This is a genomic window from Streptomyces sp. NPDC052020 (genome assembly GCF_040680575.1).
Taxonomy (GTDB): domain Bacteria; phylum Actinomycetota; class Actinomycetes; order Streptomycetales; family Streptomycetaceae; genus Streptomyces.
Genome location: NZ_JBFAWY010000045.1, coordinates 1 through 23,202, shown reverse-complemented (window position 1 = coordinate 23,202; position 23,202 = coordinate 1). Strand labels below are relative to the sequence as shown.

At 68.8% G+C, this 23,202-nt stretch carries 18 protein-coding genes and 2 pseudogenes; 11 read left to right on the top strand and 9 right to left on the bottom strand.

Features of this window, described 5'->3' with window-relative positions:
* Positions 1 to 3: 3 nt before the first annotated feature.
* From AB0L74_RS30825 to AB0L74_RS30800, 6 genes are all read left to right on the top strand, one after another.
* A complete protein-coding gene (locus AB0L74_RS30825) occupies positions 4 to 5,526 on the top strand; it encodes a YncE family protein (RefSeq protein ID WP_365659603.1) in 5,523 nt (1,840 codons plus the stop codon).
* Entirely contained in the window at positions 5,523 to 7,976 is a 2,454-nt protein-coding gene (locus tag AB0L74_RS30820; RefSeq protein WP_365659600.1) for a hypothetical protein, read from the top strand. The genes AB0L74_RS30825 and AB0L74_RS30820 overlap by 4 nt, the downstream gene beginning before the upstream one ends.
* On the top strand, positions 7,966 to 11,649 hold the full coding sequence (locus AB0L74_RS30815) for a hypothetical protein (RefSeq protein WP_365659597.1): 3,684 nt from the start codon (positions 7,966 to 7,968) through the stop codon (positions 11,647 to 11,649). The genes AB0L74_RS30820 and AB0L74_RS30815 overlap by 11 nt, the downstream gene beginning before the upstream one ends.
* Positions 11,650 to 11,687: 38 nt before the next feature.
* On the top strand, positions 11,688 to 13,052 hold the full coding sequence (locus AB0L74_RS30810) for a hypothetical protein (protein WP_365659594.1): 1,365 nt from the start codon (positions 11,688 to 11,690) through the stop codon (positions 13,050 to 13,052).
* A gap of 134 nt (positions 13,053 to 13,186) precedes the next feature.
* Positions 13,187 to 13,498: a hypothetical protein gene (locus AB0L74_RS30805; RefSeq protein ID WP_365659591.1), complete on the top strand. Its 312-nt coding sequence runs from the start codon at positions 13,187 to 13,189 to the stop codon at positions 13,496 to 13,498.
* A gap of 41 nt (positions 13,499 to 13,539) precedes the next feature.
* Positions 13,540 to 13,800: a hypothetical protein gene (locus AB0L74_RS30800; protein WP_365659588.1), complete on the top strand. Its 261-nt coding sequence runs from the start codon at positions 13,540 to 13,542 to the stop codon at positions 13,798 to 13,800.
* A gap of 10 nt (positions 13,801 to 13,810) precedes the next feature.
* On the opposite strand, the gene AB0L74_RS30795 is transcribed toward AB0L74_RS30800, so the two are convergent.
* Both AB0L74_RS30795 and AB0L74_RS30790 read right to left on the bottom strand, forming a co-directional pair.
* Complete coding sequence (locus AB0L74_RS30795; protein ID WP_365659585.1) at positions 13,811 to 15,037, bottom strand: erythromycin esterase family protein; 1,227 nt, start codon at positions 15,035 to 15,037, stop codon at positions 13,811 to 13,813.
* 73 nt (positions 15,038 to 15,110) lie between these two features.
* Positions 15,111 to 15,473, bottom strand: a complete 363-nt coding sequence (locus tag AB0L74_RS30790) for a hypothetical protein (protein ID WP_365659583.1) — start codon at positions 15,471 to 15,473, stop codon at positions 15,111 to 15,113.
* Positions 15,474 to 15,507: 34 nt separating this feature from the next.
* Here AB0L74_RS30790 and AB0L74_RS30785 point away from each other — a divergent pair.
* Both AB0L74_RS30785 and AB0L74_RS30780 read left to right on the top strand, forming a co-directional pair.
* Positions 15,508 to 15,780, top strand: a pseudogene (locus AB0L74_RS30785) (transcriptional regulator); the annotation flags it as partial.
* A gap of 12 nt (positions 15,781 to 15,792) precedes the next feature.
* Positions 15,793 to 16,350: pseudogene (locus AB0L74_RS30780) on the top strand (XRE family transcriptional regulator).
* Between the two features lie 127 nt (positions 16,351 to 16,477).
* On the opposite strand, the gene AB0L74_RS30775 reads toward AB0L74_RS30780, so the two are convergent.
* Positions 16,478 to 16,720 (bottom strand): hypothetical protein, encoded by a 243-nt coding sequence (locus tag AB0L74_RS30775; RefSeq protein ID WP_365659580.1) that lies wholly within the window; start codon positions 16,718 to 16,720, stop codon positions 16,478 to 16,480.
* 96 nt (positions 16,721 to 16,816) lie between these two features.
* A complete protein-coding gene (locus tag AB0L74_RS30770) occupies positions 16,817 to 17,812 on the bottom strand; it encodes a helix-turn-helix domain-containing protein (RefSeq protein ID WP_365659577.1) in 996 nt (331 codons plus the stop codon).
* Between the two features lie 43 nt (positions 17,813 to 17,855).
* On the opposite strand from AB0L74_RS30770, the gene AB0L74_RS30765 reads away from it, so the two are divergent.
* Positions 17,856 to 18,209, top strand: coding sequence for a hypothetical protein (locus AB0L74_RS30765; RefSeq protein WP_365659574.1), 354 nt, complete (start codon positions 17,856 to 17,858; stop codon positions 18,207 to 18,209).
* 8 nt (positions 18,210 to 18,217) lie between these two features.
* On the opposite strand, the gene AB0L74_RS30760 is transcribed toward AB0L74_RS30765, so the two are convergent.
* The 3 genes from AB0L74_RS30760 to AB0L74_RS30750 all read right to left on the bottom strand — a co-directional run bounded on the left by AB0L74_RS30760 (position 18,218) and on the right by AB0L74_RS30750 (position 20,721).
* Positions 18,218 to 18,730: a DUF6233 domain-containing protein gene (locus tag AB0L74_RS30760; protein ID WP_365659664.1), complete on the bottom strand. Its 513-nt coding sequence runs from the start codon at positions 18,728 to 18,730 to the stop codon at positions 18,218 to 18,220.
* A gap of 874 nt (positions 18,731 to 19,604) precedes the next feature.
* A complete protein-coding gene (locus tag AB0L74_RS30755; protein ID WP_365659572.1) occupies positions 19,605 to 20,078 on the bottom strand; it encodes a hypothetical protein in 474 nt (157 codons plus the stop codon).
* A gap of 445 nt (positions 20,079 to 20,523) precedes the next feature.
* On the bottom strand, positions 20,524 to 20,721 hold the full coding sequence (locus AB0L74_RS30750; RefSeq protein ID WP_365659661.1) for a DnaB-like helicase C-terminal domain-containing protein: 198 nt from the start codon (positions 20,719 to 20,721) through the stop codon (positions 20,524 to 20,526).
* Positions 20,722 to 21,283: 562 nt separating this feature from the next.
* Here AB0L74_RS30750 and AB0L74_RS30745 point away from each other — a divergent pair.
* Positions 21,284 to 21,736, top strand: a complete 453-nt coding sequence (locus tag AB0L74_RS30745; protein WP_365659569.1) for an SRPBCC domain-containing protein — start codon at positions 21,284 to 21,286, stop codon at positions 21,734 to 21,736.
* Between the two features lie 304 nt (positions 21,737 to 22,040).
* Positions 22,041 to 22,199 carry a hypothetical protein gene (locus AB0L74_RS30740; protein ID WP_365659566.1) on the top strand — a complete coding sequence of 53 codons (159 nt, stop codon included), beginning with the start codon at positions 22,041 to 22,043 and terminating at the stop codon, positions 22,197 to 22,199.
* Positions 22,200 to 22,284: 85 nt separating this feature from the next.
* Here the strand turns inward: AB0L74_RS30740 and AB0L74_RS30735 are convergent, their stop codons facing one another.
* Together AB0L74_RS30735 and AB0L74_RS30730 are read right to left on the bottom strand one after the other, a co-directional pair.
* The gene (locus AB0L74_RS30735) at positions 22,285 to 22,644 is read right to left on the bottom strand and encodes a hypothetical protein (RefSeq protein WP_365659564.1); all 360 of its coding nucleotides are present in this window, start codon (positions 22,642 to 22,644) and stop codon (positions 22,285 to 22,287) included.
* A 337-nt stretch (positions 22,645 to 22,981) separates the two neighbouring features.
* A partial coding sequence (locus AB0L74_RS30730) for a hypothetical protein (RefSeq protein WP_365659561.1) occupies positions 22,982 to 23,202 on the bottom strand: 221 nt, incomplete at its 5' end.

The following is a 23,202-nucleotide window of genomic DNA, read 5'->3' as shown; positions in this document are numbered from 1 at the left end:
CCGATGGGCCGGATCGAAGAAATCAGGGAGAAGCTGAAGGCCTACACCGAACCCACGTTCGTACTCGATGACGACTGGGTGCCCGAGTGCACGGAACTCCTGCAGTCTTTCCCGCAGGACAAGCTGACCGTCACGGAAGCCACCGTCACAGTGCCGGACAACACCCGCACCGCATGGGTGAAAGGGATGGCAGGCCAGTCCCCCTCGGTGATCTTCTTCGGCGAGCATAAGAGTAATCTTTATGTGCGGGTGGAGCTGTGCGCGCTGGACGGCACGGTCGGCGCAACGAAAGATGCGTGGAACCTCAGCGGAATGCTTGAGATGGACTGCGAGCTTCCCGTGGTGCGGCTGGAATGGCCGGCACCGGCCCACGCCACCGAATCGAATATCATCGACGTTCAGCCGCGCCTGGTAGCCAGTGTCACCGCTGACTACGCGTTCATGCCCGACCGTAATGGTGTGCGGCTCACCGGGAACCCGGCTGGGCTATGGGGACTGTCCCAGTCCTGGTCGTGCGAGCTGCAGCTGCCCTGGACCAGCAAGAAGGTGCCGGTCAGCGGTATTTTCCGTGCCGACCGGTCAAGCGGCGGCTGCCTGACGGCACTGCACGCCGCGGATGCGCTGCTGCGCATGGCGTACGCCTGTTTGCCCGGCTCGGCCAACACCGTAGGCGCATGGGCCGTCGATGACTTCGGCCTGAAAGACCTGCCGCTGGTGGGAGAGTTGATCGGCGGAGGCAAGGACGAGGAAGTCGCCAAGGTGACCGGCTTCCGCGTATGGCAGCTGCGCGCGCCCATGCCCGCCGATCAGGTATCGGCGTTCAACGCGGCGGTAGGGAAGGACGGGCCCCACCTGCCCGGCAGCCCAGGCAGCCTAGCGGCCGGTTTCGGCATCACGCTCACCCTGCACCTGGGTGCTACCCCGTATGCGCTGACGCTGCAGGGTGACCAGGTGGAGACCGCGTGGACCCCGTGCGACTGGGGGCTGGAACCCTTCAGAATCACAGGTGTGCGGCTGCGTTTCGACGGCGAGGCATGCTGGCTTCTGCTGCGCGCCCGGCTCACACTGGGCGACTTCACCATCAGCTCAGAGGAGCTTGGGTTCGGCGTCGGCCATGCCAATGGCTTTGACCTGCGTCCGCGGTTCACCGCCTTCACGGTCGAAGTCGGTGACGCTGAGCTGGAGTTCACCTTGGATCTGGCGTCGGGCCAGCAGGAACGGTCCGTCACCGCCACATGGGAGCCGGCAGCCGACGACAAGGACCGGTCGCTGCACACGGTCGCCGGCAAGCTCGGCATCGATGTGCCGGACAACCTGACCTGCAGTGTGGACGAGCTGTCACTGAGTTACCACTTCGACAGCAAGAAGGTCGGCTTCTCCGCGGTGGTCACCGATGCCAAGCCGGCGACGTTGTTCACTGCCTTCGGGATCGAGGCGCCGCCGGTCCTGGAGGACCTGACGATCGAGCGTCTCGCCGTGGCCTTCGACAGCAAGGGCGACAAGTTCACGGTGGATGTGCTGGGCACTCTCCCGGTGGGCGCCGCCCAGGCCCGGATCACTCTCGCAGCGGACTTGAGCCGGCGCACGGGCGGGGGCTACGACCGGAACTACAGCGCCTCACTGGGGCTGGAGATCCCGCAGGACGACGGAACCCGCCGCGTGATGTCCTTCGTCGTCGAAAGCAGCCACCAGCAGGTCTTCACCGCCGCGTGGGAGGACAGCACAGGAGTGTCCCTGGCCGACCTGGCGAAGCTGTGCGGCGTGCAGGATCCGGCCACCGAGCAGGTACTGAAAAGCCTGGGCACGGTGAACGAGGCGACCCTGTCGTACTCCCAAGCCGCCGGCCAGCGCCGCACCTTCGTGTTGACCATGGCCGACGCGAACGGCGGCGGACTGCTGCTGGCCTCGACCTGGCGCAAGGACGCACCACGTGCCGCCCGTGACTGGGTGGCGCGGGTCGGCCTGGGCATCAACGCCGGCCTGTCCGACGTGGAACTGCTGCGCGGCGTGCTGCCACAGGGCATGGACGCAGGCCTGCGCGGGGTCAGCGTCTTGTACGCAGCCGGCGAGCTGTCCGCGGAGCGCATCGGTGAACTGAACGCCGCGGTGGCAGCAAGCGGCTCATCCCTGCCCGCGCTCCCCACGGGCCCCCTGGCCAGCGGCCTGGCCTTCACCGCGGAGATCGCCCTGCCTGGCGGCACGAGCCCGCAGTCGGTCACCATCAGCACCCGCGCAGCCCCCACCCCCACCGCACAGGCTCCGGTTTCCGCGGGCACGGGCCAGGCCGCAGCGGGGCAGCCGCCTTTGGTGGCGTGGCTGCCGGTGCAGTGCTCAGCAGGTCCGCTGTCGCTGCGCCGGATCGGGGTGGGCTACATCGACGACGCCGTGTGGGTCCTGTTCGACGCCTCCCTGGGCATGGCCGGACTGGTCTTCGGTGTCCAGGGCCTGGGCTTGGGAGCCGGACTGCAGCCACCGCACCAGATCTCGGTCCGCTTGGACGGGCTGACGGCCGGCTACAGCAAACCACCCCTGGTGATCCTGGGGGCCCTGCTGAACCGGCCCGCCAACGACACTTACGTGCTGCTGATCGAGGGCGCCGTGGTGATCCAGATGCGGGAGTGGGGGGTGACGGCGCTGGCCGCCTACGCGCGCACCACCGACGGCTACCCGGTGTTCTTCCTGTTCGGCAAGGTCTCAGGCCGCTTCGGGGGGCCACCGCCGCTGAACATCACCGGCATCATGGCCGGCTTCGGTTACAACACCAGCCTGCGGCTGCCAGCCGCCGCAGAACTGGACAGTTTCCCCTTCCTGAAGGACCCCGCGGACATGGGGGACGATCCTTTGGAGGTGCTGGGAGACCTGATGACCGGTACGGCTCCCTGGGTGCGGGCCAGTGCCGACCAGCTGTGGCTTGCCGCCGGCATGTCGTTCAGCCTGTTCGAGTTCCTGTCCTGCCAGGCCCTGCTGGTGCTCGAACTGGGCCCAGACCTGGCCCTGGCTCTGCTGGGCACCGCGACCGCCCGCTTTCCCCAGGACATCCAGCTGCCCGCCTACGCCCGGGCCGGGCTGGGACTGGCCGCCTCCTTCCGCGCTTCGCAGCCGGTGGTCAAGGTGACCGCACAATTGCTGCCCGGCTCGTTCCTGCTGGACGAGAACTGCGCACTGACCGGCGGTTTCGCCCTGTACCTGTGGGCGGACAAGGACCATGCCGGGGACTTCGTGCTCACCCTGGGCGGCTACCACAGCAAGTACCAGCGCCCATCGCACTATCCGGCGGTGCCCCCACTGGGAGTGTCCTGGACGATCAACGACAATCTGTCCATCGGCGGGACCGCCTACGCTGCCCTCACCCCGGCGGCGGTCATGGCTGGCGGTGCGCTGGAGATCAACTACCGTTCGGGCGACCTGCACGCCTGGCTGACCGCCCGCACGGACGTCCTGATCGAATGGGCACCCTTTCACTTCACCGCCGGTGTCGAGGTGACCATCGGGGTCAGCTACCTGCTGGACCTGTGGTTCTACTCCGGCACTATCCGCACCGAAGTCGGTGCCACCTTGAACCTGTGGGGACCACCGACCTGCGGCAAGGTCACCGTGCACCTGTGGTTCGTCGACTTCACCGTTGCCTTCGGTGCCGGCACACCGCCCCAGGACGAACCAGCCGCATGGCAGGACGTACAGCGCCAGCTGCCCGCCGCCGACGCCGCGGTCCGCCTGGTGTGCACCGGCGGCCTGGAGCCCGCCGAGGAAACCCCCCAGGCCGGCGGGACATCGACGTGGGTGGTGCGTCCGGACGCCTTCGCCTTCACCGTACGCACCGCGGTCCCGGTCACCACCTTCACCTTCGGCCAGGACCCCCCACCACCGGACAAGCCACTGACCCTGGACGGCCAGGCGGTCCAGCTGCGCCCGCTGCGGGATACCGGGACGAACCTGACCTCCAAGGCCCGCCTCCTCCTCACGCACGGCAAGACCATCCAGCCGTTGGATGACTGGGCCCCTGCCGCCGTCACAGGCGACCTGCCGGCGGGCCTGTGGAGCGCCTACAGCGGCCCGCTCCGCCCCAACGACCCGCCCCGTGTCGCCCAGCAGCTCACCGGAGCTACCCTGACCGTCCCGCCGCCGACCGAAGGGGCTTCACCGGGCGACATCAAAGCCGGCACTCTGGCGGTGGAGGACTGCGTACCCGACGGACCGCTGCCGCTTCGCTCCTTCGAGCCTTCCAGGGACCTGCGTCATCAACGGGCCGCTCAGAGCGTGGGGCAGCTCGCTGGCCAGGTCCGCACACCGTCCCACATCTGGGGGAGGGCCCGGTTGTTCGCGGCGATGCAGGCATTGGGCGTCTGCCCCGGCCACAACAAGCCACACCGTGCAGAGGCCCAGGTGATCGCAGCCGGTGACCTGTCGGCCCTTCCCTGGATCCGGCGCAAGTCCACCAGGGAGGCGTCCACCGGGCACCGCCTGTTCGCCCTGGACACCGCTGACAAGGGCGGCCTGACGACCCTGGACGCCCACACCGGCGCCATCTGGGCACGCAAGGCCAGACTCGACGGCTCCTCGTCGGCGGCCGACCGGCCCCGGTTCGCGATCAGCCCGGACGGACGACGGGCCTGCCTGGTGCGAACCAATGAGCACATCCAGGTCTGGGACATCTCAGGGCACCCGACAGGCTCGGTCCAGGGCGACAGGGACCATGACAACTTGTGGGTGCCGCAGCGCCCGGTGGGCGTGGCGATCACCCCGGACAGCTCGCTTGCTGTCATGACGTTCGCCGGATCCAATCAGGTGTACTTCATCAACATCGCCCAAGACCCGCCCAAGGTGCTGTGGATCGCCGGCGCCGGAAAGACAATCACCTCGGTCAGCGATGTCGCAATGATTACCCCACCCAAAAACAGCAGTGCGGTGGGGGTCTATCTCACAGCGCCCGCGCAGAGCCAGGTGCTGTACATGGGCACGCTCAACGTGAACACCAAAGCCCCTCACCCGGGCCAGCCGCTGACAGTACAACCCCCATCACGGCTGGCTGTCACCCCGGACAATGAATGGCTGTTCGCGCTCTGCAAAGAACTCAACACGGTCACCGTCATCCGCACAGGCACTCCTCTGCGCATCGCAGCGGAGGTCCGCACCGGGCTGGACCCCGTTGCTGTCGTGGTGGCCGCAGGCGGGAAGCGGCTGTGCGTCGCCAACGAGGGCTCCGGCACCGTCTCGGTCATCGACATCACCGACGCTGATCCGAAGAAGTGGCCGGCCCGCCAGGTCTGGGTGGGATACCGGCCCCTGGCCCTGGCGGTGTCACCGGACGGCGCACTGGTCTTCATCGCCCACTCCACCGGTGACGTCTCGCCGGGCCAGGATGCCGCGCACGTACGTGTCCTCGACGTCAGCGGTAACACCCCTGCTCTGCTGCCCGTGTGCATGCCGCTCACGCACGCTCCTGTGGTCTTGGCCGTCGCTCCGCCACCACCAGTGGTCGAGCACACCCTTTCGGTTTCACCTGGCTCCGGGAAGGACTCGTCATGAGCGCGCATCGCACCGTCGCGGAACCGGCTTTGCGTCTGCGCATCGCCGATTCCCTCACCCCCGCCCTAGTCACTGGCACCTACACCATCACCGTCCACCAGAACCTGACCAATACCGCAGGCGACGCGGTCGACGAGGGATACCTGCCGACCGAGTCGGCGCCAACCAGTCAGCAGTTCGAGGTACGCGCTCCCCGGTTCACCGTGGACCCGGAGTGGATCCACGGCTGCTACCCGCCGGCCAACGCCATCGGCGGATTCGCCGACACGCTGCCACACGTGACCCTGACCCGGGCGACCCTGCCCTGGGAACGGCTGCTTGCCTCGTCCTCGGCGACGAAGACGTGCGCCCTGCCGTGGCTGGCGCTGTTGCTGTTCGGCGAGGGCGAACTGCCCGGCGATCCCCACTGCATGGGCACGACACAACCGCGGACCGTCGCCCAGATGTGGGCCGCGAAACCCGAGGACCGTCACCCGGACGACACCGGCGTCACTTTGCCGGACTTCGACCGTACCGAGGGGCTGGCCGTCCCCGAAACGGCGCCCGTACGCACGATCTCGTTGACGGACACGCTGCTGAAGGACCTGGCGCCAGGTGAGGACGAACTGCCCTATCTGTGCCACCTGCGCACCGTCAACGAGGAGGACCAGCACACACGGTCCGACGAGATCCGCCTGGGCGACTACGCCGTCACCGTCGCCAACCGCTTCCCGCGCCCGGCCGGCGGACGGTACGTCGCCCACCTGGTGTCCCTGGAAGGGTGGCGCAACCACCTTCCCGACACTGACGGCAGCGCGAAGGGGCCGGCCGCGGACCCCGAACAACTGCGGATGGTGTCCTTGTGGTCCTGGACATTCGAGTGCCTGCCCAGCCGGGCGGCCAGCTTCACCACCCTCACTCAGCGCTTCGTGGACAGCGCCGGATCCGAGGGCGGGAACCTTCTGCTGCGGATCCCCGTCGCCACCCAACCGCTGGGCACCGACCAGAAGGAAGTCGCCGTCCGCCTGAACGCCGGCTACGTCCCGATCACCTGCCGGTCCGAGACCGGGCTGGACACCTTCGGCTGGTACCGCGGGCCGCTGGCCGCCCACCCCCTTGCCGTGCCTTTCGATCCCGCGGAGCGCCGGCGCTGCGCAGGTGAAGCCCTGGTGCTGCTGGAATCCTACGGGGTCTACGACGTCAGTCTGTCCGCGGCGTTCACCGCCGGGCGGGCGGCCGCACTCGCCGCCCCGCACTTCTGCGCCGCGCTGCTGCGGACGCGCACCCAGGCGCGCCGGGCCATCGCCGACGCCCTGCGAGGCGGCGGCCTGACCCGCCTGGACGCCAAGAGCAAACTCCCCTCCGCCGTCAAGGCCGACGATCCGACCCTGCGTCCCGGGCAGGCACGCACCACCCTGGAAAAGCTGGTCGACAAAGGAAGCGACAGCCTGCTGTCCCGCCTCCTCAGCAACGCTGCCCAGCCCCGGCAAGGACGCCCGCCCGCCCCCGCCCGGGCCCGCGCCGCCGCCCGCGCGGCCGTCACGGACCTCACACCCGATCTGCTGCGCCGCAACACCACCCTGCGCGGGCAGTTGCGCACCCTGCTGCGACCACCGCGCCCCACCACCGCCACCGGGCAGGCCGGGGACGACACCGGCGTGGCCGACGCATGGCTGGCCGGCCTTACCGACCTGAAGGGCCTGCCCTTCTCCCACCTGGTCCCCGACTCACGCATGCTCCCACCGGAAAGCCTGCGCTTCTTCCACGTCGACCCCTACTGGATCACCGCACTGGTCGACGGAGCTCTCAGCATCGGGCGCGCCCACGACTTCGACGCGGCCATCGACGACCTGCTGTTCACCCCACAGGCCGCCACCCAGCCGGATACGCGTGCGGCCGCGGCCGGCATGCTCCTGCGCTCGGAACTGGTGTCGGGATGGCCCGGCCTGGAAATCACCGCCACACGTACGCACGGCGACCCCCCGGTCATGGAGCAGGTGACCGTCAGACGGCGCGACGTGCTCGCCGGTGACGTCCTGCTGGTGCTCTTCGACGCCGTCCCCGACCAGGTGATGCTCACCGAACCCACCCAGGGCGTGCACTTCGGTGTCGACCGCCACCCCGACAGCGACCCCAACGAGGCGGACCCGCTGCGGTACGGGGCAATCGCTCTGCGAGCCGTAAGCGGCGACGACATCGGCGCCCCACTCGACTCCTGGTACCCCGACACGCCGGGCCTGCAGCACGTGCTGCGCCGATCCCTGTCTTCACCCGCACTGCCCGACCGGGTGGCCGACATCGGCGCACTCACCTCCGCCCTGGCCGACACGGACCTGGACCAGGACCTGAGTCCGGCAGACTTCGCCGTCCAGATGATCAACGGAGCACGGCGCCGCACCTTCCACGCACCAGCAGAGCTCACCGCCGCCACAGCAGCGCCTACCGACACGGGGAGTCCCGATGACGCATGACGCGACCGCCCACACCCTGGTCGTCCCCGTCACCCTCCACGGCCTGGCGGTCAACAAGGCCGTGCGGCAAAAAGGGTTCCGGCGCTGGCAGCCGGTCTTCAACGAACTGCGCTACCACCGCAGCTGCGAGCCCGCCCCCTTCCAGGGGGAGGACACCTGGTTCGACGCCAACGACCCGACCAAGCACGCCCACCGCGAAGGCGTCCACCTGCGCTGGGACCTGCCGACGGCACTGTGTACGGGCGCCCCCGCCGAACCAGGGAGCCGCCTTGAATTCCCCCTGGTGCCCAACCGGTGGCTCATCCTGCGCCACATCGAAAGCACTGCCGAGAACGCTTCCGGCGCCGTGGCGGGCTGGGTCGTCGAAAGCGACTACCTGTCCGGACGCGACGGCACCACGCCGTTCATCCACCCCTACCGGGCCGGCATCGCGCCGGACGACCACCGCACCACGCCGTACCGCTCCACCCTCACCCTCACCCGCGCCGGCAAGCACGTCGGCATCGGCGACACCGCCTGGCAGGAGCCCTCCGAAGGCCACCGCAAGACGCTTTTCCTGACCGCGCTGGGACCGGGCCTGGTCACCTTCGCCGCCTTCCAGCCCTACCACGAGGGCGTCTTCTCCTTCCACGACCCCCTCACAGGAATCGATGACGCCACCGTCAGCTACCAGGTCGCCGGCTGGTACTCCGATCCCGCCCAAGAACCCCTGCGTACCGCCCAGGACGCCGGCTCGGGCCTGAAGGATTTGCTGGCCGCCTGGAAGTGGGCCGCCGACCCTGAGGGCACCGGCCTCCCGGACGATGCACGGCTGGAACGCACCTTTTACTGCGGGCGGTTCACCGGACTCGCCTGGGATCGCACCGGTGAGGCCCCCGACTGCCCGGCCCGCCCTGAACACAAGGGCAGCGGCCTGAAGGTCGCCGTGGGCAACAGCGCCGACGACGCCTTGGCGGCGCTGACCACGCCGACAAGCAAGCACCGCGCCTTCCCGCCCAACGCCCCGGCCCTGACCCATGCCCTCAGCTGCGGACTGCTCGACGCACTCGACGAACCCGACGGTGACATCAGCGTCGACCAGGAGCTGCACCGCACCTGGTTCGAACCGGTCCACGGCGGATACCGGTGGCACCTGACCGAACACCCAGACACCGCCACCCACGCCGCCTCCAGCCCTGGCCCGACCGATGCGGGGGAGAGTGCCGAGGAACGGCTGGCCGTCCTCAACCGGAACCAGCTCGCCCACGACGAAGCCGCCCGGACCCTGACCGTGCTCCAGGCACGCCTGTACGGCATGTGGTGGATGCACGGCCTACCCGTGCTCCCTCAGCAGTACACCCGCCAGCAGTTCAGGGCCGAACTGGATGCGGGCAACAGCGCAAGCCTGGCCGCTGAGGTCAAACGGCGCCAGGCACGTCTGGCCGAGCTGCGCGACGCCATTCCGCACGGCGCCACGCCCGAGGAGCTGGCTGCTTCCATCGAGGCCTACCGCCTGCGCCACAACATGCCGGCAGGTGTCGGCCTGCGCCGGGCCGATCGGCCACCGTTCTGGCGCCCTGCCGACCCCACCATCGTCGTCAGCGGTACCCGCAACGCCCGCTCCCACGACCCGCTGACCGACCCCGGCCCGCTCCACTTCCGTCTTGCCATCGACATCACCGATCCCGACTACCCGCCCCCGCAAGTCCGCCCGCCCTTCGACACCCTCAAAACCAGCGGCCTGCCCGACGACGTGATCGGCCTGGTCAACGAATACGCCCGCCTGCTCACCACCCCGGCGCTCGACCCTCTGCTGCCGGCCTGGCAGCAGCCCTGGAACCCGCTGCTGTACCAGTGGGAGATCCGCTACTGGCCCGTCCCCCAGCCCGCTGCGGCCGACGCCACCGAGAACTGGTCGTTCGACGGCACCACCTACACCTGGGCCGACGGGGATGCCAAGGACAGCATCACCTACCGCGGCCGGCGCTTCCTCGTTCCCCTGCCCCAGCACCAGCTGGCCTCGCAGCTGATCGAGCACGCCCACGCCGCCACCGGCGCCCTGCACGACAACTTCCTGGCCACCGCCGAAGCCGTCAAAGGCTGGGACGTGCTCTCCCAGCGCGCGGACGGATTCACTGACGCCCTGGCCAGCCGCAACCCCGCCCCGGGCACCGCCCCTCCCCAGCCGTGGCGCGACCTGGTCCAGTCCGCCACCGACCACCTGCCCGACCCCGGCCCCCTGCCCGACCCCTTCGGCACCTGGCAGCCCTCAGGGTTCCAGGATTTCCGCGGCGGTCAGTTCGCCTTCGTCCGCCTGACCGTCATCGACCGCTTCGGACAGACCTGCGAGATCTATCTCACCGGTGACGAGCGCTTCCACAAGCCCCACCGCAGCCCCGCCCTGACTCCCGGAACCCGCTACGCCGACCCGCAGCATCCCGACCGCTGCATCCAGCTGCCCCCACGTCTGCTGCAGCCCGCCCGCCTGCGCATGGACCTCCTCCACCACAACGGCGACGCCCCCGTCGACCTGAACGCCGGCACCAACCCCGTGGCCGGCTGGGTCATCCCCAACTACGTCGACAACGCCCTGATGTTCTTCGGGTCCGAGGGAGCCGCCCTCGGCGAGGTGCGGCTCGCCCTGACCCGTACCACCTTGGCCCGGCACACCCTGGCCTGGACCGCCCTACCCGGCTCGGCGATCACCGAACCCGACGCGCTGGCAGCCGACCACCCCCACCTGCACGGCATGGTCACCAGCCTCATCGCCCAGGGCACCGCCGCCCACGCGGCCCTGATGGCCGGCATCCACCAGGCCCTGGCCGCCATCGACCCGGGCAACCCCTACGGCGACGACGCCCTCGGCCTGCTCCTGGGCCGGCCTCTGGCACTGCTCCGTCTGCAGTGCTGTTTCGAACTGGCAGGCCCGCCCCTCACCGACCCCGGGTGGCAGTACGCCCTCGACTGGCAGACCCAGGCCCGCTACGACACACGCGCCACCCCCGCACGAACCGGCGGACCCATGCCGCAACTCGGCCACCGCTGGCCCGTGCGCCTGGGCAACTCCGGCCACCAGGCAGACGGCCTGATCGGCTACTTCCCGCCACAGGCCACCACCGCCGCGTCCTTGCAGGACCCCCCGACCGACTACAGCCGCTTCCACTGCGTCCTGGCACCCACCGGCCTGACCACAGACCAGGGCTACCTCACCGCCATCGGACCCGACAACTGGCCCCGCCTGCCCGCCGACTCCCACACCACCTTCACCCTCACCGCACTCGCCGACCCACTGGCCGACCTCCACGCCACCACCGACATCCTCCCCGTCACCACCTGCCGACTACCCCAGGCCTTCATCCGCCCCGCCCTGGCCGAGCTGGCCATCTCCCTGCGCCTGAGCCCCCTGCTGACCACCACCAGAAGAATCCCTACGACAGCGACCGCGCCCGGTGACAGCCCGCCAGACCTCACCGACTCCCTGGTCCTGCCCCACCCCACTGCCACGCACGGCACCTGGGACTGGGCCCAACTGACCGGCAGCACCAAGGCAGCAAAGTGGCAGACCTTCCCGGTCGTCCCCGCCGACACCACCGCACGCCTGGACGAAGACAGCCCCACCGCTAGAAGCGGGTTCCTCCGTCTCAGCCACGCAATCAGCCCCACACCGCACACCGGCAAGCCCAGCAACGGCTGACAACTATGCACCGGCCACTCCGGGAAGGGAGACACATCATGGCCGCCCAGCCCGCCGCCACCGACAGTTCCTGCCTGCTGGACTACGACATCATCAGCGACCCCCACCCTCTCCAGGCCGCATCGACGAATTCCGATACCCAGCGGGCAACACTGCGCATCATTGTCTCCAACGGTGGAAAACAACCCGTCTATTGCAAGAACATCTTCCTCTCCCTCCCCCACGGCGACAACATCGCCCAGTGTCTCCTCAAAAGTGGCGCCACCGACGGAGACGGCAGCGCCGTCGACAGCAACGGAACCGCATGGACCGTCACAAACGTCCAAAAAGGCGTACTCGATTTCCTCCCCCAGGGAGACTACGCCCACTTCAAAACAGCACCCGGCGACAGCGAGACCCAGCACGCGGAACTGTCGGCCACGAGCCTCACCATCACCATCAAAAACCTCCAGATCAACACCGTCCCCGGTGTCGCTCGCATCGAAATCCGAGAAATGTCCACCCACGACACCGAGACTTGGCCCGCACTCCACCGGGACGGAAAAATTCAGATCACCAAGCACCCGCGCCTTACGGGCGTGAGGCAACTCGCCTACGACTTCCAGGCCGATCCTCCCGAAGTCGAATGCGGAGGGCAGGTACACCTGACCTGGCGAGGCCCCGACGTCGCCTACACAGTCGAGCACGGGACCGGCGCCGAGAAAGTAAACAAGAACCGCCAGGAGACGGAAAAAGAATACAAAGCGAAGGTGTACCGGAACAGTACATTCCGCGTCAGCTACGTCGTCGAGGAAGTCACGCACTATCTCACCACAACCGTCACGGTCAAGGACCCGCAGTACACGGGAATCACAGTCAAAGGCGGCGGGATCAGCGTGGAGGATGCACCCGGAGACGTATTTTCTGCAACGCACAAGGAGCCCATGGGGAGAATTTTCATCAATTCTAAAGGAGAGATTGGAGATGATGGGGAACTAAAGGTCCGAGGAGATATCAGAGTATACGGCAAGATCACGCCCATCCCCGGGGGTATCGATGCCATGGAGGGGCCCGCAAAGCTCATCGGTAATCCGCGTATTCTATACACCTTCGGGGATTACCCTACCGAGCACATGCGCGCCAAAGCGTCATTCAGGATTGGGACGGCGAATGGCCTCCTCATGGCCTATGCCGAGATCCTGGAACTGGGTCATCATTTCAAGCTTGAAGTCAACGGGTACCGTCTTGACGTAACGGGCGACCCGCATGTGCTGCGGTATCTCACGATCCCGATGATGGCAGGGATTCGGGTGGACCTGAAACTCGACCGGACGGTAAAGGCCAGAGGGGTGATGTTTTGGCACTCTCTCGGAGGAGGGCTTAAGCCCGACTACGTGAAGTGGGAACCAATTGAGGCCGAATAGCGTGTCTCCGTATGATCGACTGGGGCCCACCCCACCGGTCAGGTAGACGGAGCCCTGCATTCTTGGGGCGTTTTCGCCCGGTGTACGGCAAGTGCATGTTCCGGAGGGTTTGCAGTACCGGTCCGCGCGGCGCCATGACTGCTGCGGCCGCCCGCGACCAGGCCGACCACACCCGCATGCGTGTCGGCGGACTGGCGAAATACCTGCAACGCCCGCCCACCGCCCACGGCGTGGCCCTCGGCGCACTCAAAGAGGAAACCGCCATGATCAACCTCGTCTTCTCCCCACCGGTCTGGGAGTCCTACCACCGCACCGTCCTTCAAGCCCCCGCCGTTCTCCTCGACGGCCACCTGGAACGCTCCTACGAGGCGGTCAACCTCCTGGTCCACCACGCCCAGATTTTCACCGGCCCGATCGGCCCGAGCCACCGCCGACGCGGCCGCTGACCTTCCTGCCGCCCGGCGGTTACCGGGTGGAGGTGGTCTCCGTGACGCGGGGGCGCGGGTACGTGCTGGTGCCGGATTCCCTCGGTACCAGCCGACTGCTGTGCGACGGTCGGCTGCTCGGTGTGTTCGCGTCGTCCGGTGACGGGAATGTGACCGTTGAGTGGGAGACGGAGAGCGACTTCGGCCGGATTCCGGAGCCGTACGACGCGTCTGTGGGATACGCGCTGTCCGCCGCCTTCGGGACCGGCGCCGAGCCGATGTGGAAGCTCACCCTGAACGCCGCCCTTGAACTTTGGCCCTGATGCGAGGACCTCAGCCCGCTGCCCCGGGCAGCGGGTGGGAGCAGGTCGAGCGCGCGACGAACGCGAGGCCGTCGTAGTCCTGGGCCGGAACGAGCGGGGCCGTGTGGAAGCGGTAGACGAACCGCGGCACGTTGGCGCCGAAACTGCGCTGTACCTGAGGGGCGTTCAGCCAGGGCGAGGTACCGGTCCGCAGGTCGGCGTAGTAGTCGCCGCGTACGGCGTCCGCGAGCCGTGCCTCCAGGGAACGGATGCCGGTGCCGATGCGGTGCCGTACTGGAGGGCCTTGGAGGTCGTCGTCGCGGCGGGCGAGGAAGGATCCTTTACCGAAGAAGAGGGCCAGCGCGTAGTAGGCCTCGCCGTACCGTTCGCGGAGTTTGCTGCCGAGCGCGGGGACCCGTTGCCCGTATGCGCCTTTGGTGATGTGGCCGTTGTGAGCCCAGACCACTACGCGCGCCCCCGGGTCGTCGTCCAGGAGACGTGTGACGGCCTCGGCCATGTAGCGGTCGCGTGCGGCGAACACGTTGTCCTCGCCGGCCGGGGGGTCGAAGGGGCGGGTCACCAGGTCGGCGGCGCGGACGAGGATCCGCGCGTGCTCCAGGGCCTGGTCCGCGCCGTCGCCCGGTCCCGACCGCTCGCGGCGCTCCGCGACGAGGCGGGCGATCTCCTCGGCGTGCCGCATCAGCGCCCGGCCCGGGTCGGGCAGCGAGGACGGGCGGGCGTGGGCGAGCACCTCAAGGACGCGGGCGTCCGCGGCCCGTTCGGGCACCATCCGGCGCAGGAAGTCGGTGACGGTCTCGACGGAGTCGGCGCAGCGCTGGGGGTCCGTGCCGACGAAACGGATACGGCGCTCCTCGGGCAGGTCGCGGTTGTGGGCGCGCAGCCACTCGACGAGGACGAGCATCTCCTGGGTGCGCCAGGTCCAGAAGCCCAGCCGGGCGACGAGTCGTTCGGGGTCGCCGGTGCCGTGCCGCACGTAGGCGTCGAGTGCATGGCCGGCGGACTGGCTGGCCTCCACAGCGAGGGTCGTGAACCCCTCCTCGCGCACCAGGAACTCCACGATGCGGTGCTTGAGCCGGAAGAACTCGCTGGTGCCGTGGGTGGATTCGCCCAGGCCGACGATCCGCGTCCCGCGCAGGGCCTCGCCCAGCGGCTTCAGGTCCTGCGTGGGCGCGCCGGGTGTCAGCGTGCTCAGGGGGTGGGCGTGCTCGGTCAGCCAGCGGACGATGTCGTCGGGCACCGCAGTGCCTCTCCTCCCTGAGCGCGGACGGGCGGCGCGTCGGCGCGCCCGGGCCGTCGCACCCGGTCGTGGGTCAGGTCGTCGCCTCCCGGCAAGCCCCGAGGATCTCGCGCAGGTCCCGCACGGCGTCCGGTTGGCCATGCTCGGCATACACGCCCGCGACGTTGACGACAACCTCGCCCACCCCTGCCCGACCGTAATCGGCCAGCCGCGCGGCGATGTCCCCGGGCGGGCCGTGGAGGAAGACGCCGGCGTCTACCAGAGCGCGGGCGCCATGGTTTGGGCGGCTGTGGTGGACGCGCAACCCGGCACGGCGCAGCATGTCGGCGTAGTGCGGCCCGGCGAGGTGGACGTGGGCTGCCGCGTGGGCAAGCCGGTAGGCGTTGCGGCCGGGGCGATCGACGGCGGCGTGCACGACGGTGACGACGCGGGGCACGGCGCGGCCCGCCTCCGCTGCCCCTAGCACGCGGGCGTTCCCCGGGCAGTACCCCGTCGCGATCCTGTCGGACTGCGTCGTCTACGCGGCCGACGGCACCAACCCGCTGGAATTCCTGTCCCACCGGGAGGGCAAGCCGCTGCCCGGCGGCTTCAAGCTCGGCGTCAACCCCGGCCTGGTCAAGCACGAGGGCACCCAGACCGTCCTGTGGGGTGAGGAGGTCCGCGAGCGGTTCAACGCCCCGGAGCTCGACCTCGCCCGGTACATCAAGGACGGCACCGTCACCGACGTCGACAACAGAGAGTAGGAGTAGGCCATGATGAGCCTGTTCGGGGACGGCCTGGAGGCCGCGGTGCAGAAGGCGTTCACCCGCCCGGCACCCAAGAGCGCGGGTGCGTAGATGCGGTACCTGGTCAAGCAGCTCAAGGGCACGAAGGCGGTCGCCCAGATGCTGCGGGTCTCCCAGTGCACCGTCGAGCGGTACGTGAAGGACCAGATCAAGAAGCCCCGGCCCGAGCTCGCCGCGCGCCTGGAGCGCGAGGTGAAGAAGCGTTGGCAGCCGCAGATCCGGGCCAAGGCCCGGCAGAAGGCGGCCACGACCGGCGGTATCGTCATCGACACCCGGGCCCGCATGGGCTATGTCGCACCGGTCGGGTCGACCGATGAGGACCGCATCCGGCACCTGACCGTCGCCCTGCCCCCGCAGTACGCCGCCCGCCTCTTCGAGGCCCAGGAGCAGGGTGCCAGCGACGCCCGGCTGCAGGAGATCGCGGCCGAAGCGCTCAAGGAGGTGTACTTCCAGGACGGCGGCCGTCGCGCCGGCAGTCTGGAAGAGGTCCGCCTCACGGACATTGAGCACCTCGAGTTCGAGCTGTAGCAGCCGCGCCCCGAACAGCCCGCGAGCCCCCGGACCGATGTGGTCCGAAGGCTCGCTCGCATATCCACGGGGGCGGATGCTCATGCGGTTCCCGCCAGCCGTTGGGCAGCCGAATGCAATTCCGGCTCTAGTCCTCGACCCAGATGTACAGCGCCCACTTGCTACCGTTCGGGGTGCAGTAGGCGGGACCGGCGTAGGAGGCCGCCAGCGAGTAGCACGCCGCTTCGGAGTAGCTGCCGTCATACACCCAGCGGCCCGCAGCCACGGCAGTCGATGTCGCGATGGTCTCGGAGGTCGCCGGAGCTGCCTGTGCAGTGGCGGCGCCCCCCGCCAGCACGGTGACCCCCAGAGCTATGCCGGTGAGCAACATACGAACGCGCATATGCGTCCTTCCCTTCGTAGATTTCGGCGGGCCCGAGTGCCCGTGTGACATTCAGAATGCCGAGGGCAACAGCATCGGGCCTTGTCATTCCGCGCAGGGGTGTTGCCGATTCACGCACACCTTGGACGGCAGTTTCCTGTAGTCCTGCGGCGGTACCCCGTAAGCAGTCCGGAACAGGCGGCTGAAGTGTGTGGGGTTGGAGAAGCCCCACCGGGCAGCGATGGCCTGGATCGGGCGGGCGTTCAGTCGGGGGTTGGCCAGGTCGAGGCGGCAGCGTTCCAATCGGCGGTGGCGTATCCAGGCTGCCGGCGACGTGTCGTTCTCAGCGAGCAGTTGCTGAAGGTGGCGCAGGGAGATGTGGTGGGCGTCCGCGATCACCTGGGGAGTCATGGCCGGGTCGGCGAGGTGCTGCTCGACGAACGCACTGATCTGAGCCCGCAGGGCATTCCTGCGGGCCTCCGGACTCAGCACCTCCTCAGCCTCCAGACAGCGAGCGAGGACGGACGCCAGGAGGTCCAGGGTCACCGAGGCGAGCGTGGGGATGTCGGCAGGGGCCAACTCGTCAGCGCGTGCGTTGAGGTCGGACAGCCAGCGGGCGAATACTCCGCCCATGCCACGACGCCCGCTGATCGGGGCCGCGAGCAGGCCCTGCACCGTCTTCTCCGGCAGCGGCAGTAGCCGGCGCGGAAATTGCACGGTTATATGTGACCAACTGTCCGGATCGGCGTGAACAGCGCCTCGAAAGGGACGGCTGCTGTCCACCACCACGAAGTCACCAGTGCCCAGAGTCGTGTCACGCCCGCCCATGGAGACAAGCCCCTGTCCGCCGAGAAGGTAGTTGATCTGGTACGCCTCGGGGTCGGACTGCCGCACGAGTTTCGCTGTCCGCACGACCTCCAGATGCGGGTAGGCCAGCGCGGACACCTGTACCGCCCCTAAATCCAGACCACGCATCCTGGCACGGAAGTTGTCGCGGTCGTTGCTGTACAGCCGATTACGCATGTGCGACTGCTCCGTCGCTTCCTCCCATAATGCGAACCGCTCCGGTGCTGACACGACCTCCGTGCTGAACTCCGTCACCAGGATTCCCCATCCCCGTAGCCGGTCCCCTGCGGCTCCGAACGTGACACGAGGAAACGATGCAGTCCAGCAGCAGTTCGGTCACATGTGCCGCCACGCACCTCCTGGCAGCAATGAAGTACGAGATCAAAACCATCGGAGATCAGAAACACGCACGCAGACCGGCGGCGACCTGTTCGCGGTCATCATCAACGCGGCGGTCACCTGCATGGCCGGCCACATCCACGGCGAGGATGGCTGCACCGGATGCGACGGCAGCCGCGGCCCGGCCGGATACGACTGGGAAGCCCGGATGCGCACCATGACCGAGCTGCAGCCGAACATCACCAAGTGGTTCGACCGTGACGTGTGGACCTGCGCCGTCAACGACGCCGGCTACACCGTCACCCGCCCCTGATCCGCTGCTCAGGGCTCCTCAAAGCCGTGGTCGAAGCCCTTGAGAACGGGGTCCAGCTCGGCGGCCGCGCCGCACAGCGAGCACAGCCGGACGCCCGGCTGCTGCGCCAGGTCCAAGGCCCGCTCCAGCGTCAGCACCGGCGCCCCGGCCGGGGCCTCGTCGCAGTCGACGGCGTGCACGACACCGCCCCGGCCGGGACCGCGGCCCCCGGCCTTTGCCATCACCCAGCCCGACGGGCGGCGCGGCTCGAGGACCTGCTCCACGACGGACGGCTTCGGCAGGTACTCGGTGGGCACCTGGTCGTACGAGACGCCCTCCACGGGCCGTACGTGCTGCGGCGCCCGCACCCAGACCCGATACTCGGCAGACTCCATCGCGTCCCCGGGCCCGTTGCGGTACGCGGGGAGGCCCACCTCGTACAGCCAGCCGTCGAGGACCTGGCGCTTCGGCCGCAGCCGCGCGACGACCTCCTGGTCGCCGGGCAGCACACGCCGGTCCGCTCGATGTCGGCCTCCAGCAATGCCCGGACGTGGGCGGCGAAGGCGCCTGGGTCGTCCAGGTCGGCCGACCAGGTCGCGACGATGAGCCCGGCCTCCACGATCGTCGCCTCGGTCCGGCGCCGGGACCCGCACGCCTCGCACAGCCGGCCGACCGCTGAAGTCCGCAGTCCTCGCACGGCAGGGCCCGGCGCACCGCGTCGGCGGCGGCCGCGGCCTGACGCTCGTGCTCCGCCCGCTCTTCGGCAGCCGCATGGGCCGCATCACGGCGGGCCTGCTCCGCGCGGGCCTGCTCCCGCCGCAACACGAAGTCCTCCGCCTCGATGGCCGCCTGCTCCCGCACCCGCTCCTCAAGGACCCGGCGGCGCTCGCCCTCGGTCAGGCCAGGCAGCTCCCGGTCGGCCTCCGCCGCGATCTTCGCCCGCCGGGGCCTGCCGGATGTGCACCACGTTTCCGTGGTTCTCGCACTCTCGCCGCCCGTGTCCAGGCCGATCCCGTCATCGCACCGGCGGCCCGAGCACTGCTGACGCTGCACCAGGCCACGCCGCAACAGCCACGGGAAGGAGCGCTTGACCAGGGCCTCGTCGCCGGTCTCCGCCGGGCGGTCGGTGAGCCGGCCGGCCAGCAGCCGCGGCGCCATCTCCGGCCGCTCCGGCATTCCCGCCAGCCGGGTCATCTCCGCCTGCGCCGCCCACTTGGCTTAGCTGCCAGCCCAACAGCCGCTCCCACAGCCCCGCGACCGGCCCCCAGAGCCACCCGCAGACCGAGATCAGCCGAAAGGCTCACCCTCCGCTGCCGCTGCGCCTTTTCCCACCCCACGGCCTTCGGCCGCCCACCGGCCACCGCCCTGGCAATCCGCCGACTCGCAGGCCTGGGACGCGGTCTGCCTGTGCGTAGATCAGCTTGGGAGCTCCCACACGGTTACTTCAAGCCGAACGACTCCCTCTCCCTCCGGCTGGGCTGCCACAGCACGCACATAGACCGTGCGTCCCTCGCGGGTCACCGCGCAGTAACGAGCACCCTTGATCAGATGCAAGTTGTACGTGCCGTTGGTCTGTATCTGCTCTGCACACTCGGCCTCGCTCGGATCAGGACCGGAAGAAGGCAGCGGCGCAAGCCTGCCCTCACCGTTGATGGTGCCGAGACTGAGTGAACAGCAGGAAATTCCGAGGTCGGTGCCTCTGGTTGACGTTTCTATGACAAGCGGGGGTTTGGAATCTAGGTCGACGCTCCAGTTGAACGAAGGGAACTCGATGATTTTCGGCCCGAATCGAATCTGCGGTGGCTTCTCTCCTGCACCCTCACGGCTCGCCTCGGCCGTTGGCGTCGAATTCGCCACCTCGGGCGTGCCAGTTGACGGCTTCGGGCTCACTGAGCGCGCTGGATCCGCCGACCTTGTGACGCCGACTGACGGGCTCGAGTCTGCGGAGGAGGAAGATCCCTGGTTGTTGACGACCAACGTCGCGATGATGCCGATGACAGGGATGAGGATTCCGACAACCCACCATGCCCACCGGGGCTGATGAGGCTGAGGGGGAGCCGGCGGATGCGGGGGCGGTGACGAAGAAGGGGGCGGAGGCAGGGGTGGTGATGAAGGAGGCGGAGGAGGTGATGCGGAGGCGCCAGGTGCGCTGTCGTCAGAGTCCCCAGTCATGACACCCAACTTAATTTCTCCCCGCCTCACCAGGAAGCGAGCGAGCACTGGGAACCCGCATACCCATGCGTAGCGGCGCAGACCCTCAGCGGGGAAGGGGCCGAGGGTAACGGCATAGTCGTTGTGCGTGCGACCTCACCGCCGCGCGCAGTCCGCGAGGGCGTCAGTCGCGTGCCATGTCGACGAAACGCCCGTACATCCCCTGATGGGCGGTGGTGAGCGTGGCGGTGGAGTCGTAGCGGTGTTTGGGGACGATGAGGTCGGCTTCGCCGACGCGGGGTGAGTCCTTCTCGTAGGCGTCCTCGCGGTGCAGGACAATGTCGAGGTCGGCGTTGTCCTCCAGGGCGTCGGAGTCGCGCAGGTCCTTGATCTTGGGCAGCCTGTCGGTGCGCTGTTCGGGGGCGGTTGAGGGCGGAGACGGCGACGACGGGGTTCCAGAGTTCCCTGGCGAGGTGCGTGAGGCCGCGGGCGGTCTCGGAGACCTCCTCGTAGCGCGACCCCGGGGGGTGCCGTAGTGGAGCTGCTGGACGTCGTCGACGGCGATGAGCGCACCAGGTGAACCGGCTTGTTCTGGAGGAGCAGAACAACCAGCGGCCTCTCGAAGCGCGGACGCTGTACGCAGTAGCCGTGCATTGGCTATGTCGGTGAGTTCCGCGACCGTGTGTCGGCCAGCGCTGAGAACACCTCGGACTGCGGTAGGCGGATGTCGAAGAGTCTTGGCAACGCTCGATCGGGCTTACGGTAGGAGCCTGGGCGTGCCCCACCTCCAAGGAGGAGTCGATGGCACCGAAATTCAGCGCCGAGCCGCTAGAGACCGGCGATCTCGTCATCGCCTGATGCCACACCGATGAGTTTCCGTGCCCACGGGCGTCTACAGATGCGACAGCCCGGCCGGGCGAGACGACAAGACGAGGAGACGAGACATGAGCACAGAGCAGACCGCCGCAGCCGATGGCTTCGCCTACACGCTGACCCGAACGCTCAACGCTCCTGCGGCGATGGTGTGGCGGGCGTGGACCAACGCCGAGCAGTACGCCCAGTGGGCAGGAGCCGCTGCCGGCTCCGTCGAGATGGACGTACGGCCGGGCGGAGCGTGGAAGGCCATGATGGTCACCCCCGACGGCGGGCAGTTCCCGCTGACCGGCTCCTACCTCGAAGTCGCCGAGAATCGCCGCCTGGTGACCGGCATGGACGTACCCGGCAAGTCCGAGCCCGCCACCATGGTCATGGAACTCGACGAGCAGGACGACCAGCACACACAGATTGTGCTCCACCAGACCTGCGACACCGCCGAGGAACGCGACATGGCCGAGCAGGGCAGCACCATGCTCCTCGACAGCCTGAGCACCTTCCTGGCCGCAAAGACACAGGATTGAGCGTTCGAAGGAGTCACCACCCGGTCGGTCGGGGCAAGGCAGGCTTGCTCCGGCCGATGGGAACTCACCGTCAGGCGTTGCTACATCTCGCCGACACAATCACGTGCATGGATCTCCTGCCGGACATGGCAGATCTGCGCTGTCACGCAGCCGCCGGGACGGGCCCGTGGTCTTGCCGCCTGTCCCTGGACCAGCAGATGTCGGCTGGGTAGCAGCGGGGTCCGAGCAGCGTGCAGCAGCTGGCCGTGCTGCTCCGGCCGGGGCCGGCCTGCCACCCCTGCAGCACCCGCGTGCCGCCTGGCCCATGCAAATGCCGCGCTGCACCCACCACAGCACGGTGCTGCCCTCCGACGACCACCTCCAGGACCACGAGCAGCACGTCGGCGACGACGAGCAGCGCCCCCGGGGCTCCCCCGAACCAGCAGCCGCTGCAAACGGCCGTTTGCGGCACGGCCAGGAGTAGCGCCGTACCGCCGCCGCAGGCCCTCGCCTCATACCTCACAGCCTCACAACCCCACCCCGCCCATCTGGGAAAAGGAGTGTGAGCCTCACAGCAGCGGCCGGGCAACAGCGGTCACAGGACGATCCCGTGCAGGGCGCGGCGGTCCCCCGGACATCGCGGAGCGGCGGGCGGCGAGCCCGTGGTTGAGGGGCTCGCCGATCGCGTGGGTGCTGGCGGCGAGGTCGTCGGCGACGGCGCGCAGCGCGGCGACGGCCGGGCCCGCCGGCGGATCGGCGGGCGGCGGGCGGCGGGCGGCGGGAGCGGGGCGGTGCGGACATCGCGGACGGCCTGGCGGCCGGCCCGGGTACGCCTGGGCCCGGCACACGTCGTCGTAGTACCGGCGCCTGGCCGACGCCCTCCTTGGCAGCCGGGCACCGCGGGAGGCGCAGAAGCGGATGCGGGCCACGCCTCCAGCGTCGCTCGCCGGGGCCTATGGCACAGTCCCGTGCTGCCGCCTCCAGAAGGGGCAGCGTTCCCCACCGTTTCGATGTCTCATGAGACACCGGCGGCGAGCGCCGACCTGGGCCGTTTTCGGCATCCGGCAGGGATCAGTGGAGATCTTGTCCAGCTGAGATTTCGAGACGTTCAGCAGGGACGCCAGCCGTTGGCGACCGTCCTACTCCTGCACCATGTGTCTCTTCGGCCACGCGGCGGCAGAGGTGGTCGGGGATGTCGGACCGTGCGAATGATTTCAGGAGCACACAATCTATTTCAGTACGTCCTTCAGTGCCGCACCGAGAGCTTCAGTGCTGCGCCTCGGCGGCAGGGCGCGGGGCAACCATCCGGTCGCGCCCGGTCGTCCTACGGGCATGACACCCGCGCCCCCCGAACCGCCATCCCCCGTCCCGCCGCCGTGGCCGCACTGCGGCGTCGTCCTGGGCCTGCTTGGCGCCGATGTTGCCCATCAGCTTCCGGAGCATCGACGGGGCGCCGCCACTGGACCGCTTGATGGACTCCTCCACGG